This is a genomic window from Pseudomonas sp. PS02303 (genome assembly GCF_029959925.1).
GTDB classification, from domain to species: domain Bacteria; phylum Pseudomonadota; class Gammaproteobacteria; order Pseudomonadales; family Pseudomonadaceae; genus Aquipseudomonas; species Aquipseudomonas mandelii.
The window spans coordinates 1-13429 of the sequence record NZ_JASCOM010000164.1 but is presented as its reverse complement, the minus strand read 5'-3'; the positions used below and the strand labels follow the sequence as shown (position 1 = coordinate 13429).

The 13429-nt window shown below is 56.1% G+C and carries 14 protein-coding genes and 1 pseudogene; 7 read left to right on the top strand and 8 right to left on the bottom strand.

Annotation, left to right across the window (positions count from 1 at the left end; all coding sequences use genetic code 11):
• The first annotated feature begins 152 nt into the window (after positions 1 to 152).
• On the top strand, positions 153 to 674 hold the full coding sequence (locus QMX98_RS25240; protein WP_282411538.1) for a GNAT family N-acetyltransferase: 522 nt from the start codon (positions 153 to 155) through the stop codon (positions 672 to 674).
• Between the two features lies 1 nt (position 675).
• On the opposite strand, the pseudogene QMX98_RS25235 reads toward QMX98_RS25240, so the two are convergent.
• Positions 676 to 819, bottom strand: a pseudogene (locus QMX98_RS25235) (aspartate/glutamate racemase); the annotation flags it as partial.
• Between the two features lie 232 nt (positions 820 to 1051).
• Between QMX98_RS25235 and QMX98_RS25230 the strand changes: the two are divergent.
• Positions 1052 to 1561: a hypothetical protein gene (locus tag QMX98_RS25230; RefSeq protein ID WP_282411537.1), complete on the top strand. Its 510-nt coding sequence runs from the start codon at positions 1052 to 1054 to the stop codon at positions 1559 to 1561.
• 196 nt (positions 1562 to 1757) lie between these two features.
• Here QMX98_RS25230 and QMX98_RS25225 read toward each other — a convergent pair whose 3' ends face one another.
• The 5 genes from QMX98_RS25225 to QMX98_RS25205 form a co-directional block, all read right to left on the bottom strand.
• Positions 1758 to 2450, bottom strand: coding sequence for an aspartate/glutamate racemase family protein (locus QMX98_RS25225; RefSeq protein ID WP_282411536.1), 693 nt, complete (start codon positions 2448 to 2450; stop codon positions 1758 to 1760).
• Between the two features lie 125 nt (positions 2451 to 2575).
• On the bottom strand, positions 2576 to 3505 hold the full coding sequence (locus QMX98_RS25220; protein ID WP_282411535.1) for a halovibrin HvnC: 930 nt from the start codon (positions 3503 to 3505) through the stop codon (positions 2576 to 2578).
• Positions 3506 to 3603: 98 nt separating this feature from the next.
• Entirely contained in the window at positions 3604 to 4074 is a 471-nt protein-coding gene (locus QMX98_RS25215; RefSeq protein ID WP_282411534.1) for a DUF2599 domain-containing protein, read from the bottom strand.
• Entirely contained in the window at positions 4071 to 5003 is a 933-nt protein-coding gene (locus QMX98_RS25210; RefSeq protein WP_282411533.1) for a halovibrin HvnC, read from the bottom strand. Before QMX98_RS25210 ends, QMX98_RS25215 begins: the two co-directional genes overlap by 4 nt.
• Positions 5004 to 5100: 97 nt before the next feature.
• Entirely contained in the window at positions 5101 to 6471 is a 1371-nt protein-coding gene (locus tag QMX98_RS25205; RefSeq protein ID WP_282411532.1) for a hypothetical protein, read from the bottom strand.
• A gap of 249 nt (positions 6472 to 6720) precedes the next feature.
• Between QMX98_RS25205 and QMX98_RS25200 the strand changes: the two genes are divergently transcribed.
• Entirely contained in the window at positions 6721 to 7215 is a 495-nt protein-coding gene (locus QMX98_RS25200) for a hypothetical protein (protein ID WP_010459894.1), read from the top strand.
• A 130-nt stretch (positions 7216 to 7345) separates the two neighbouring features.
• Here QMX98_RS25200 and QMX98_RS25195 read toward each other — a convergent pair whose 3' ends face one another.
• Complete coding sequence (locus QMX98_RS25195) at positions 7346 to 7567, bottom strand: hypothetical protein (protein ID WP_042932102.1); 222 nt, start codon at positions 7565 to 7567, stop codon at positions 7346 to 7348.
• An 8-nt stretch (positions 7568 to 7575) separates the two neighbouring features.
• Positions 7576 to 9003: a cytochrome-c oxidase, cbb3-type subunit I gene (gene ccoN / locus QMX98_RS25190; RefSeq protein ID WP_010459896.1), complete on the bottom strand. Its 1428-nt coding sequence runs from the start codon at positions 9001 to 9003 to the stop codon at positions 7576 to 7578.
• A gap of 273 nt (positions 9004 to 9276) precedes the next feature.
• Here ccoN and QMX98_RS25185 point away from each other — a divergent pair, with 273 nt between their 5' ends.
• From QMX98_RS25185 to QMX98_RS25170, 4 genes are all read left to right on the top strand, one after another.
• Entirely contained in the window at positions 9277 to 10950 is a 1674-nt protein-coding gene (locus tag QMX98_RS25185; RefSeq protein ID WP_010459897.1) for a nitrite/sulfite reductase, read from the top strand.
• Positions 10947 to 11426 carry a DUF934 domain-containing protein gene (locus tag QMX98_RS25180; RefSeq protein WP_077749667.1) on the top strand — a complete coding sequence of 160 codons (480 nt, stop codon included), beginning with the start codon at positions 10947 to 10949 and terminating at the stop codon, positions 11424 to 11426. The genes QMX98_RS25185 and QMX98_RS25180 overlap by 4 nt, the downstream gene beginning before the upstream one ends.
• A gap of 65 nt (positions 11427 to 11491) precedes the next feature.
• Complete coding sequence (locus tag QMX98_RS25175; protein WP_077749668.1) at positions 11492 to 12301, top strand: DUF6694 family lipoprotein; 810 nt, start codon at positions 11492 to 11494, stop codon at positions 12299 to 12301.
• A 73-nt stretch (positions 12302 to 12374) separates the two neighbouring features.
• Positions 12375 to 13343, top strand: a complete 969-nt coding sequence (locus QMX98_RS25170) for a hypothetical protein (RefSeq protein ID WP_282411531.1) — start codon at positions 12375 to 12377, stop codon at positions 13341 to 13343.
• The last annotated feature ends 86 nt before the right edge of the window (positions 13344 to 13429 follow it).

The window sequence follows — 13429 nt, the reverse complement described above, 5'->3', positions numbered from 1 at the left end:
AGCCTGCTCGCGATAGCGTCGTAACATTCAATATCCAAGGTGACTGACCCGCCGCTATCGCGAGCAGGCTCGCTCCCACATGGGATTCTCGCCATTCCAGGAGATGGTGTTGTAGAGTAAGCGGCCATGTCTGCATCAAGGATGAGTCAACCATGCCCGCCACCGATTCTGTCATCACCCTCGAACGCTTCAGCGAATCCCACATCGACGGCGTCACCGCGCTCTACAACGACCCGGCGATTACCCGTCAGGTCCTGCAGATGCCGTTTCAATCCACCGAGATCTGGCGCCAACGCCTGGCTTCGGATAACGAGCGGCTGGTGAAGCTGGTGGCGCTGCATCAGGGCGCGGTCATCGGCAACATTGGTCTGGAGCAGTTCTCGCGGATCCGCCGCAGCCATGCCGGCAATCTCGGCATGGCGGTCGCGGTGCAATGGCAAGGCAAAGGCGTGGGCTCAAAACTGCTGGCAGCGGCGCTGGACGTCGCCGACAACTGGATGAACCTGCAACGGGTCGAGCTTTCGGTGTACGCCGACAACGAAGCGGCCATCGGGCTGTACCGCAAGTTCGGTTTCGAGACCGAAGGCCTGTTCCGTGACTACGCCGTGCGGGACGGCCGACTGGTCGATACCCTGAGCATGGCGCGCCTGCGCCGCTCACTCAAGTCCGACTGACTCAGTCGCCCAACGTGAACGCCACTGCCGCCTGCGCATGCAGTGCGGTGGTGTCGAGCAAGGGCGGGGCGCTGTGCTCGGAATTGATCAGCAGGCCGATTTCGGTACAGTCGTCAGTCACTCGCCGATCACCCCTACGAACAACTCGTCATCGGTAATCCGGCGCACGGTATTGGCGCTTTTCAGCGCTTTTAAAACTGGATCATAAGATGTAAATGTTACTCATGGCGAGTCACCGTAGATAAACAAAGTTATCCCTCTTTCCATATCGATTTTCGAAAAAACAATTGTTGTCAACTGTCAGGTCTGACAGTTGTCGGGAGAAGTGCGCAGGTGTATTAAAGGAGGCGATAGCGTCACTATTAAAAGCGCTGGTGATGGCTTGGAGAAGTGATGTTGTTGGCGACTTGTATATAGAGTGTGCAAGGGATATTCATTTTATTTTAGGTGGGTTGAACATGAGTAGCGAACTTAAGAGCAAAAAAAACGCGACCGGTTATTTTAATGTGCGTGTGGATGGGAAAGAGCCGCTAAAGCAAGACTCTAAATCGTTTGATGTGAAAGAAGGAAGTGTTGAAATTTGGGTCCTGGAGGGTGTCGGCGGTCCTATGGCGCCTAGAACTCATCTGTTGCTTGGTTTTCAGGGAGACTATCCCAGCGGGCGCCATGACGCTACAAAACTGTTGAAAGTTGAATATAAAGAGTGGTCGGACATGCATGGATTTGAGTATAAGGCCAAGTCGGGCTGGGTCGAAGTCAGCTCAACACCATCGCCGCGACGTATCACTGGGAAATTTGAAATGGTAGTGGGTATTCACTCTAGTTCGCCACCTGGGGCTCCTTCGGAAAAAACGGTGTCGGGAGATTTTGATTTGACTAACGAGTAGTGTGTTTTTTGAAGTAAATACTAGTGCAAGACTTGCCCGTAGAGAGATTTTGCGCTGGCTGATTATAGTTGTAAGTTTGCTGGTTCGTGATGGTATCAGGCACTTTCTTCTGTGCCTGATACAACACTTTTGTGACGAATTTATCGCTATACCTAAAGCATGACATGCCTGTGTCGCACGCCCAGGGTCGACTGACTCAGTCACCCAGCGCGAACGCCACCGCCGCCTGCGCATGCAGTTCGGTGGTGTCGAGCAAGGGCAGGGCGCTGTGCTCGGCTTTGATCAGCATGCCGATTTCGGTGCAACCGAGGATGATCGCCTGGGCGCCTCGCCGAGTCAGCGACTCGATGACCTGCTGATACACCTTGCGTGACGCCTCGCTGATCACCCCGACGCACAACTCGTCATAGATGATCCGGTGCACGGCGTTGCGTTCCTCGGCGTCCGGCACCAGCACCGTCAACCCCGTCGCGCTCAGGCGATCCTTGAGAAAGTCCTGTTCCATGGTGAACGCCGTCCCGAGCAACCCGACTTTCAGCGTTCCGGCCTCCACGGCGGCCTGACCGGTCGGGTCGGCGATGTGCAGGAACGGAATACTGATCGCGGCCTGAATCTGCCCGGCCACCTTGTGCATGGTGTTGGTACACAGCACCACGCACTCGGCACCACCGGCCTGCAGTCGCTGCGCCGCATCCACCAGGATCGCCGCAGCGTCGTCCCAGCGCCCGGCATGCTGGGCCTGTTCGACAGGGCCGAAGTCGACGCTGTACATCAGCAATTTCGCCGAACGCAACGGCCCGAGCCGGTCGCGTACCTGTTGGTTGATGAGGCGGTAATACTCGGCGCTGGACTCCCAGCTCATGCCGCCGATTAGGCCGATGGTGTGCATCCTGTTCTCCCATTATGTGAGTCGGGAGAGTGTCCTTTGTTTTAGGTAAAAGGCGCTAGAGGGCGGCGCGATTTGGCCGCACAATGCCCTGGCGCTCGCGCTTCAGGACAGCCAGTAGCGAGGCATTAGGGGAGGACCAGTTGATCCGATGCAACATATTGAAAACTCGCCTTCCCGCCCATGGTTGAAGGGGGTATGAGCCTGATCACAGGTACCCAAATCCTGGCGGTGGTTGAGTCACGGAAGTCTTTCTGATTGTTCCGGGCTTCCGCAAGACCGGCATTGTCACCACCCGCGATAAAAAAGAAGGCCATAAGTGGCAGGGTATTTTGCAGATTTTGCGGCCAGGTCTTGATGACGATTTCGTTTTGTTCGTTGAGTCCGGCAACGCCCAACATCCCTCTTGCCCGTACCGATTGATAAAACGGAACTGAAGCTGGTTTTCCAGTCGCCTCCGACACGTCAAATCCGCATTGTCGGATATGTTGATTGCTGGGTGAACTATCCCAGACACTTTTCCATTGTTCTGCTGTGGTGACTCCGGCACTGCGGCAACGCTGGCTTTGAGAGGGATACGAGGCGTGATGACCGCAGGGCGTGGTTCGATTCCAGGTCCAGCCATCGATGGGAAAGGAGCAAAGGTAATCGAGATCGATCTTGTCCACTGGTGCACCAAAGATGGGGTATAGCATGAAGCCGTTGTTCTTACCCCATGCAAGGCGTCCCATATTTGCATCGACTCTCAGGTAAGAAAACGAAACACCACCGTTTTTGACGGACGTCTGGCTAGGGTTCCAGACATGATGTGTTTCACCTGGCTGTTTATCGGTGACTCTGAGTGTGACCCCCGAGCACAGAAATGCCGGTGCAGTGACCGAGTTGTTGCAGTTTTGAAGTGTTTGATTGTAAAGATTGGTAAGTAAGTTAACAACTTCCGGTCCGGTCATTGCAGCATGTACGTTACCGGTCGCACCGATCTCCTGAGGCGATTGTCTATCGATTTGAGCACAGCCGAAAATCGATAGAACAAGTAAGGAAAGTATGATCTTTTTCATAAAATCTCGCTCAGCCGTCATGTTGGTTTTTCTGTTTTAAATGGTGATAGTTATTGCTTTTCGGCATCAGCATGTGGCGTACTTGGCGTTTCGAAAAGTCAAGGTGCGTTTTCGGGTAAAGGAACAACATGGTTGCAACCGCCCTCCAACGTTTTTGCATACCCCACGTCAGGTCGCCATGGTTCCAGGTTCCACTGCGGCTTATCTCTTGCTATTACCAGGTGGCAGATCAGTTGATGGCGTAGTCCATGGGTGTTTTTCCAGTAGCGACTGTTTGAGTAGTCGCGACTAAGTTCGTCCCACAGATAAGGGGTGCCTTCCGGCGGTGTCCGTCTCGCACAAGGCGTGGGCGTGATAGAAAATGACCACTGGTAGTCGCGATAAATCCATTGCGCACTTTCGACGTATTTTACGCAGCGCTCAACGGTAAGAATGTAGCTGTCAGATTTTACTGTTGCTGTTTGCGCATGGAGAGATGTATTCAAGCCTGACATTAGCCCGATGATTAGCGGGAAATGGCGGACAACGTTCAGGGCCGTTAAGTAAGAGTTCCACCGCAGGATCTTCATTGGGTCACCACCTGATCTGCGGCAATGTAGGCAAAAGTGGCTGTTCCGGTAGCGTTGACGGGAGGTGTCAGGCGGATGATAGGTACAAAAATTTTTGGATTAGTCGAGTTGTAGAAATCTCGTTGATTATATTGGGCGTCTGCCAATCCTTCGTTCGAACCACCTGCAATGAAAAAGAACGCCATGATGGGAAAGGTGTTGGCGCGACCCGCAGGCCAGGTTCGTATAATAATTTCGTTATGTTCGTTGAAACCCGTAGTGCCTAACATGGATTTTGCCAACAAGGACTGGTAAAACGCCGGCCCTGCCAATGTATTACGGTCATCCTGGACGTCGAAACCACATTGGCGAAGGTTTGGATTACCTCCCGACAAATTCCATACGGCAACTGCTTGTGCTGCGGTGGTCACACCGGCGTCTTGGCAACGTTTGCTTTGTACTGGGTAGCTGGCGGATGGTCCGCAAACTTCCGTTGCACTACGATGCCAACCCCATGCATCCATCGGGTATGTGCAAAGGTATTGCAACTGGTCCTTGCCAGCCGGCTGTTCGAGGAAGGGGTAGAGGATGTAGCCATTCCCATAACCCCATGCGAGCCGTCCAAAGTTTGTATCAGCCCTCAAGTACGAGAAGGATATGCCGCCACTTCTCGTGGAGGTGTGGCTCGGGTCCCAGACTTTATATCGTCCGGCAGGATCTTTCACCGTAACCCTTAGTGTGATGCCAGAACACAGGAACGCCGGTTGTGAGTCTATCTTGTTACAGTTGGGGAACTTCCTGCCATAAAGCGTGGTGAGCTGGGCTGCTACAGTGGGCCCATTTTGAGCATTGTTCCCACTGAGCACTCCGCCTGCATCAGTTGGGATTTTATCAGTCTGGCTGCAACCTGCCATAAATACGAATAGAACAAATCCAATTATTCTGTGCATGACGCAATCCTCGCGGACAGTCGTGTAACGACCCCGGCTTAAAGACCTGCTGATTGTTTGGTGTAATTAATTGAAGTCAGGCGTAGTGTTCGTGTATCTATAAAGCAACTCTCAAGCACCATGAAAAAATAAGCGGTTCATTAGTGCCAGTCTTTTTCAGTGTGTAGTTGAACATTACGTCAAACTCCTTATTCTCTGTCAGCCATGTCTGCAAAACAGGCAAATTTGTATAGGTGGGGTTTGTGATAGTGACTTCTTCACCATATCGAGTCACCCGGCCGAACAATGCGAGCCGCACTTTATAATTGCCTTCCAGTGCCGGGTAATAGGCTCTGAGGTTGGTTTTGTCCGAGGAGAGTGTGGGTTCCGGAAGGTGATGTTTTTGTCCGGTGATTCGAATGTCCAGGCGTTCAGACGGAAGGTCCTCGGTGGTGCCCGGTAACCTGACGGTGTAACTGATCTCCGCACGTGAATCGATGCAATCAACCACTTCCAGCCTGGGAACTGGAAATCTCAGTGTCTGCCCTGCATAAGAAACAGTTTGAATCTCACTGCCATACGTCGAAGTGCGTCCGAGCCAATAAACTTTGACAGTTTGCCCTGCGGCGGAACCGGTGAAGTTGACCTCGACCGTAGCAAACTTGGTCTCATAGAAGTCTTTTTCAAAGTTTAATACGGTGCCGTTCTGTTCCTTGGCTTCCAGTACTTTTGGTTTTAGTAGATCCAGAACCGGTCGTTTGATGTGCACATCGACGTAAACCGTACTCGACCAAATGGCCTGCGGGCCGGAAGAGTTTCCAATTTGATCGACGACCCTGAAGCGCATTGCAAATCGAGGGTTATCATTTTTGAACGCGTCTGCAAAAAGCTTCAGTACGATTGTGCCGGCAGTGGCTTGTGCAGCCGTTACCGTGTGCGGAACAGTGTTGCCATCACAATCGAGCGTGATTTTGTCGTACGCCCGCATGTTAGGGTACTTGAGTGTGACATCTACCCCTTGAGCGGCACGAATCGCATCGATACCCTTGGCGATGACGTCAGCGGGAAGTGTCATTTCAAGGTTGGGATTGGCTCCGGATCCCGTTACTTCGCCGCCAGGGCGAGGAGTGTTAAAGAGAACGACAAGGTCTTCGGAGGTTTCCGGTTGCTCCTGACCGATACGTTTGACTTGTAAACGAATCCGGTTAATTCCGTTCTGCAGGATTTCGCCCGGCAGATCCAGCGTGAATCTTTTGTTTTCCTCTCCGGGCTGGATTGTCTTGGTGTCAACGGCCGAAGGCAGGTCATTCAGTAATAGACCTGCGGTGTCGTATGGGCTCATGTTCAGCCAAGGGTCAACCACCGCTTGCACGCTGCCAGATGTAACAAGGGAAAGCGCGATGCCTCCCTGGGGCTCGTCGGGATGGGTAACTGGCGTCGTCCACCCCGGTATGAAGACCCTGTCGATCTTCAACGTTGAGTTGCTCATGAGCGTTTCCTTGGCTATGGGCCGTTGGCCTTCTTGTTACGTCTGCTGTGGTTATCAAACACCTGTCAGGCGAGCGCCGGCTACTGTCAGATCTGACAGGTGAGGGTGTATAAACCCCTGAAAAAGTAACCGTTCGTCGTTTTCATCCACCGTTAAGAGATGTCCTTACGGCAGCTTTGTCGTACGCCGATCATTGGCATCTGCCATGATTGAATCCCGCAGCACCGCTTCAACCAAAGGAACACCGCAATGGACGACGTACAGCAACTGGGCGAGATGCTTCGCCACTATGCAGAAAGCGAAGCGCACAAGAAGCAAGTGTTTGAGTCGCAATCGGCCGTGTGGGCGACGCGTATTGGTGAACTGTTCGACCAGATCCAGCAATGGCTGGAGCCGATCCAGGTGCCGAACCTGCTGGAAGTGAGTCGCGAGGTGTATGTCGCTTCAGGGCCGAGCGTTCCGGTCGAGTCGTCGACGTTCAAGACCGAGAAACTGAGCATTGTCATTGCCGGCAAACCGGTGGAGTTCGTGCCGGACGTGATGGGCGTCGGTGGTCAGATTTCGTTGGCGGTGATGGGGTTGACGGCCGCGCGGTATGGCAGTATTTCGCTGGTGTGCCTGCCGCCTTCGACGAGCTGGCAATGGCGCAAGACCAATGGTTTGAAAGACCCGGATACGTTTGCCTTCGACGCGAACTTCCTGGCGCAGCAGTTGCAGAGCCTGATCCCCCGCGAACGCGGCTGATTCTCTGACCTTACACATAATCCTGTGGGAGCGAGCCTGTTCACGATGACGGTGTATCAGTCAGCATTAATATCGACTGACACTGCGCCATCGCGACCAGGCTCGCTCCCACATTTGGATGTGTGGTGTGTCAGATTTCCAGGTTGACCCAACCGGGTTTAGCTTCTTCGGGGGCTACCGCCTTCACAGTCTTCCCCGTCGCCAACTCCACCCGCCGCGCCACCTCAGGGTCATCGGCAAACGGAATCAGGCTCGCGTCCTCCAGGCTCTCGGCCGTCTGGTGTTTCAGGCAGTACTCGATTGCCAGCCAAAACCCCACGACCCCAAACAGATTCAGCACTATCTCGGTCATCTCAAACCTCACGCAATCTGCGCTTCACGTTCGGCCATCGCCATGTCCGAAACCCGCACGGTGCGCCACGTGTTATAGGCCATCAGCAACATGCCGCTGAGGAAGAAAACCCCGCCGGCAAAGCGCACCACGAACCCCGGATGGCTGGCCTGCAAGGCCTCGACGAACGAGTAGGTCAGGGTGCCGTCGTCGTTGATCGCACGCCACATCAACCCTTGGGTGATGCCGTTGACCCACATCGAGGCGATATACAACACCGTGCCGATGGTCGCGAGCCAGAAGTGCAAGTTGATCAGCGGCGTACTGAACATCTGCTCACGACCGAAGACTTTCGGCACCATGTGGTAAATGGCCCCGAAGGTGATCATCGCCACCCAACCGAGGGCGCCAGCGTGGACGTGGCCGATGGTCCAGTCGGTGTAATGGGAGAGGGCGTTGACCGTTTTGATGGCCATCATCGGTCCTTCGAACGTCGACATCCCGTAGAACGCCAGCGACAGCACCAAAAAGCGCAGGATTGGGTCGGTGCGCAATTTATGCCAGGCGCCCGACAGGGTCATCATGCCGTTAATCATCCCGCCCCAGCTCGGTGCCAGCAGGATCAGCGACATCGCCATGCCCAGCGACTGCGCCCAGTCCGGCAGTGCGGTGTAGTGCAAATGGTGCGGGCCGGCCCAGATGTACAGGGTGATCAGCGCCCAGAAATGCACGATCGACAACCGATACGAATACACCGGCCGCCCGACCTGTTTCGGCACGAAGTAATACATCATCCCCAGGAACCCGGTGGTGAGGAAAAAGCCCACCGCGTTATGCCCGTACCACCACTGCACCATGGCGTCGGTGGCCCCTGAATACACCGGATAGGACTTGAACCAGTCCACCGGAATCGACAGGTGATTGACCACGTGCAGCATCGCGATCACGACGATGAAGGCACCGAAGAACCAGTTGCCGACGTAGATGTGCCTGGTCTTGCGCTGCACCACGGTGGTGAAGAAGACGATGGCGTAGGCGACCCAGACCACGGTCATCCACACCGCGCCGGAGAACTCGATCTCGGCGTATTCCTTGGTGGTGGTGTAGCCCAGCGGCAGGGTGATCAGCATCACCACAATCACCGACTGCCAGCCCCAAAAGGTGAACGCGGCCAGTTTGTCGGAGTACAGCCGTACCTGACACGTGCGCTGCACCGCGTAGTAACTGGCGGCGAACTGCGCGCTGCCGGCAAAGCCGAAAATGACCAGGCTGGTGTGCAGCGGGCGCAAGCGGCCGAAGGTGGTCCACGGCAGGTCGAGGTTCATCTCGGGCCATACCAGTTGCGAGGCGATCCACACCCCCATTGCCATCCCCACGACGCCCCAGACGATGGTTGCCACGACGAATTGGCGGACGACCTTGTAGTTATAGGCCTGTCCGATTGTTGCTGTGCTCATGGTCAATGCTTCCACGGTTGCAAAGTCTTGCCAGGCCACCCGGACTGGCATGTCGTCCACTGTAGAAACCCTGCCCGAAACAAAACAGACTCAGAAAAACCGAGTTTATGCGGATCAGATACGAGGCCTGCCTGCGGTGATCTGACGCACTCTGATACGGTTTTTTAGCATTCAGGTGAATCTGTAACGCGCTGCGCCGTAGGTTCATAGTCACTGCCACAAGCACCGCCACCCTGTAGCAGAGCGTGCGATCCACCCTGATGAGGTAGCCACATGTATCAGTACGACGACTATGACCGGGCCTTGGTCTTCGAGCGGGTTGCGCAGTTTCGCGATCAGGTCGAGCGTTTCATGACGGGCGAGTTGAGCGAGGAAGAGTTCCTGCCGTTGCGTCTGCAGAACGGCCTGTATATGCAAAAGCACGCCTATATGCTGCGCGTGGCGATTCCTTACGGCACCCTGAGCGCCAGGCAGATGCGCACGCTGGCGAGCATCGCCCGGGACTATGATCGCGGTTACGGCCACTTCACCACTCGGCAGAACATGCAGTTCAACTGGATCGAACTGGCGCAGGTGCCGGATATCCTCGAACGACTTGCCCAGGTCGAGATGCACGCGATCCAGACCTCCGGCAACTGCGTGCGCAACATCACCACCGAAGCGTTTGCCGGTGTGGCGGCGGACGAACTGATGGACCCGCGACCGCTGGCCGAAATCCTGCGCCAGTGGTCGACCATCAACCCGGAATTTCTGTACCTGCCGCGCAAGTTCAAAATTGCCATCTGCTCGGCGGAGCAGGACCGCGCCGCGATCATGATGCATGACATTGGCCTTTATCTTTATCGCGATGACAGTGGGCAGATGCTGCTGCGGGTCATTGTCGGTGGCGGGTTGGGGCGCACGCCGATTCTTGGGTTGCAGATTCGCGAGGGCTTGCCCTGGCAGCATTTGCTTTCCTATGTCGAGGCGGTGCTGCGGGTCTACAACCGTCACGGCCGACGCGACAACAAGTACAAGGCGCGGATCAAGATTCTGGTCAAGGCCCTGGGCATCGAAGCTTTCGCCAGGGAAGTGGAGGAAGAATGGCAGTACCTCAAGGACGGTCCGGCGCAGTTGACCGACGTCGAATATGAGCGGGTCGCCAGTGCCTTCGTGGCGCCCGATTACCGTTCACTGTCCGACACGGACCTGAATTTCGGCACGCGCCTGGCCGAGAACCCGGCCTTCGCACGTTGGGTTACGCGCAACGTTCAACCGCACAAGGTCGCGGGTTACACCAGCGTGGTGCTGTCGACCAAACCGGGCTTTGACTCACCACCGGGGGACGTGACGACCGAGCAAATGTTGGCCGTGGCCGAGTGGTCCGAACAGTTCGGGTTCGGCGAAATTCGCATCGCCCATGAACAGAACATCGTGCTGCCGGACGTACCCAAGGCTGATCTCTACGCCCTGTGGTGCCTGGCCTGCGAGCAGGGCCTGGGCTGCGCCAATATCGGTTTGCTGACCGACATCATCGCGTGCCCCGGCGGCGATTTCTGCGCGCTGGCCAACGCCAAATCGATCCCGATTGCCCAGGCGATCCAGGCACGTTTCGAAGACTTGGATTACCTCCACGACCTGGGCGACATCAGCCTGAACATTTCCGGCTGCATGAACGCCTGCGGTCACCACCACATCGGCAACATCGGCATTCTGGGCGTCGATAAGAACGGCAGCGAGTGGTATCAGATCACCCTCGGCGGCAGCCAGGGCAAGAACAGCGCCCTGGGCAAAGTCATCGGCCCGTCCTTCAGCGCTGCCGAAGTGCCCGAGGTTATCGAGCGGATCATCGCCACGTTCGTCGATTACCGCGAGAGCGAAGAACTGTTTGTCGACACCTTGCAGCGCATTGGTCTTGAGCCGTTCAAGGAGCAGGTTTATCCAAAGTTGCTGGAGGTCTCGGCATGAACAATCTGTTGCGACTGGAGGAGGGCGTGGCGCGGATTGTGGCTGACGATCCTTGGGGGCTGGTCAGGGACGCAGAGGGTGAATTGCCGGACGGGTCAGTGATTTTACCGTTGAGTCGCTGGCTTCAAGCGCCCGCACAGCATGCGGTCTGGCTGGGGCCTGACGACGAGGTGGAAAGTCTCAAGCCGTGGTTTGACGCATTGCCGCTGATTGCCCTGGATTTCCCGAGTTTCCGCGACGGTCGCGGTTACAGCCAGGCGTACCTGCTGCGTACTCGGTTGGGCTGGACGGGGGAATTGCGCGCGGTCGGTGATGTGCTGCGCGATCAGCTCAGCCACATGCGCCAATGCGGGTTCGATAGCTTTGCCGTGCGCGAAGATAAATCCGCTGAGGATGCGCTGAAGGGACTGGCCGGGATGAGTGTGCTCTATGGGCGTTCAGTGATTGAGCCGCGGCCGTTATTCAGGAGGCGTTGAGAGTTTCGCTTGGGTCGATGATGGCGTTTTGATAAAGTCCGCGCATTCTCAAAAAGGAGTCGGGTATGCGCAGGATTTTCGCGGTCGGGTTGGTGACGTTGATGTTAGCGGGTTGCGGTGGTCCGAAACTGGACGGCACCAGTGACGAGAGTCTCACGGCATCGCTGGACAAGGTCACGGCAGACATGCCGCAAGACAAGAAAGCCCAACTCCTTGAAGACTTGAAACTCATCACCTTCAGCAATATCGGCGAGGCGCTGACTGGCCAGATCACGGCCGAGCAAGCCAAAAACAACGTGCGCACGACGCTCAATGGTAAAACCGCTGAAGACGTCGCTGCCATCGCCGCCAACCTGCGCAGCGAGCGTGCCCTCAAAGAAAAACAACAAGCCCTGGCCGAGATCAAGCAGCTGCAGGATATCCAGCAGATGGCAGAGAAAGCCAAGGTCGAGATGGCCAAGTTCCAGATTCTCAAGTCGGAATTTTATTTCACCGAGAAGAACAAGAATGTTGCGGCGCCGCATGGTCAGCCGGTGGTGGTAGCAAAGGTCAAGAATGGCACGACGTACTCTGTGGCCCGTGTTGGTTTCAAAGGCACCGTGGCCAGCCCGGGCCGTGCCACGCCATGGTTTGTCGGCACAGTCGAATTGCCGATTCCCGGCGGTATAGAGCCGGGCGAGTCGCCGACCTGGGAAATCACACCGAACCAGTTCAGCGACTGGGGCAAGCTTGATGCGCCCGCAGAAGCGCTGTTCAGCCTGGAAATCATCAAACTGGTCGGTGCCGACGGCACGCTGTTGTTTGACGCCAGTGGCCTGACTCCGCAGCAGACCGAGCGCCTGCAGGCGCTGCAAGGCAAATACGCCGCTAACTAATCAATGACATAACCGAGGACCCGCGCCAGCGGGCTTTCGGCTGCATGGAAGAAGTCGGGAAAGGAGTCGGGTCGTGGGTGTGGGCAAGAAGGTTTTGGGGCTGATTGCGCTGTTGCTGATGTTGGCGCTGTGGGCCAGTTATTTTTACGTGTTCAAGGAAAACCGTGACGGCCAGTTGGGCGGAGCCTTCGACAGCACGGCCTGGTGCGGCACGCCACCGGCCAGCGATGCCGCGCTACTGGGCAAGGATCAACTGACGCTGCGCATCACCAACACGGTGCGCGGCGAGTTCATGCTCAGTGGTGCCGTGGTGGTGTCCGAGCGCACCTTCAACCGCTATGACCTTGGCCGCAACGAACTGCGCCTGCGTCTGGAACCTTTGCAGTGGTCGTTCGGCGTCACGCCGATTTTCCTTGAGCAGGTCAAGGTCCAGCCGCTGAGCCGCAACCTAGCGTCGGCCAACAAAAGCGCCTACGCCGAACTTGAGCCAAGGCCCATCGGAGTGCAGGGCCGGGCCACGGATTTTCCCTTCGATACCTACCGTTATGGCTACAAACCGGTGCTGTATTACCTCAAGGGCAACGAGCGCATCGACTTGAGGTTCAAAAACATCACCACGCTGATGGAGATGTCGAACACCTTCACACCGGTCCAGAAGTACAACCGCGTCGACTACATCAACGAACGCAACGCGATGATCCGCGATGAAGACTACAAGGCCTACGGCGCCCACGAGTGCGCATTCAGCGTTGAGCGCAAAGGCTCGTTCAAGGTGATCGTGCTGCTCTTGTTGCTGGTGCTGTGCCTGCCGCTGCTGCACGTGTTCTATCGCGATGAACCGGGGATCGATTTTCTCGCCACGCTGGTGAGTATCGGCGCGATCCGGGTGTTGCTGGTGGGGCCGATGAAGGACTTCCAGCTGTACACCATCGACTTTTTGTTCGCGGGGGTGATTATCCTGGTGGGCACGGTGTCGCTGATCAAGGCGATGCGGGCGAACAGCCGGCGGGAGTTGGCGTTGAAGAGTGGTTCTTCGTGGTAAATCCGATCTGAAACCGGGTTGACGCCATCGCGGGCAAGCCTCGCTCCCACCAGGATTGCATAAACCCTGTAGGAGCGAGGCTTGCC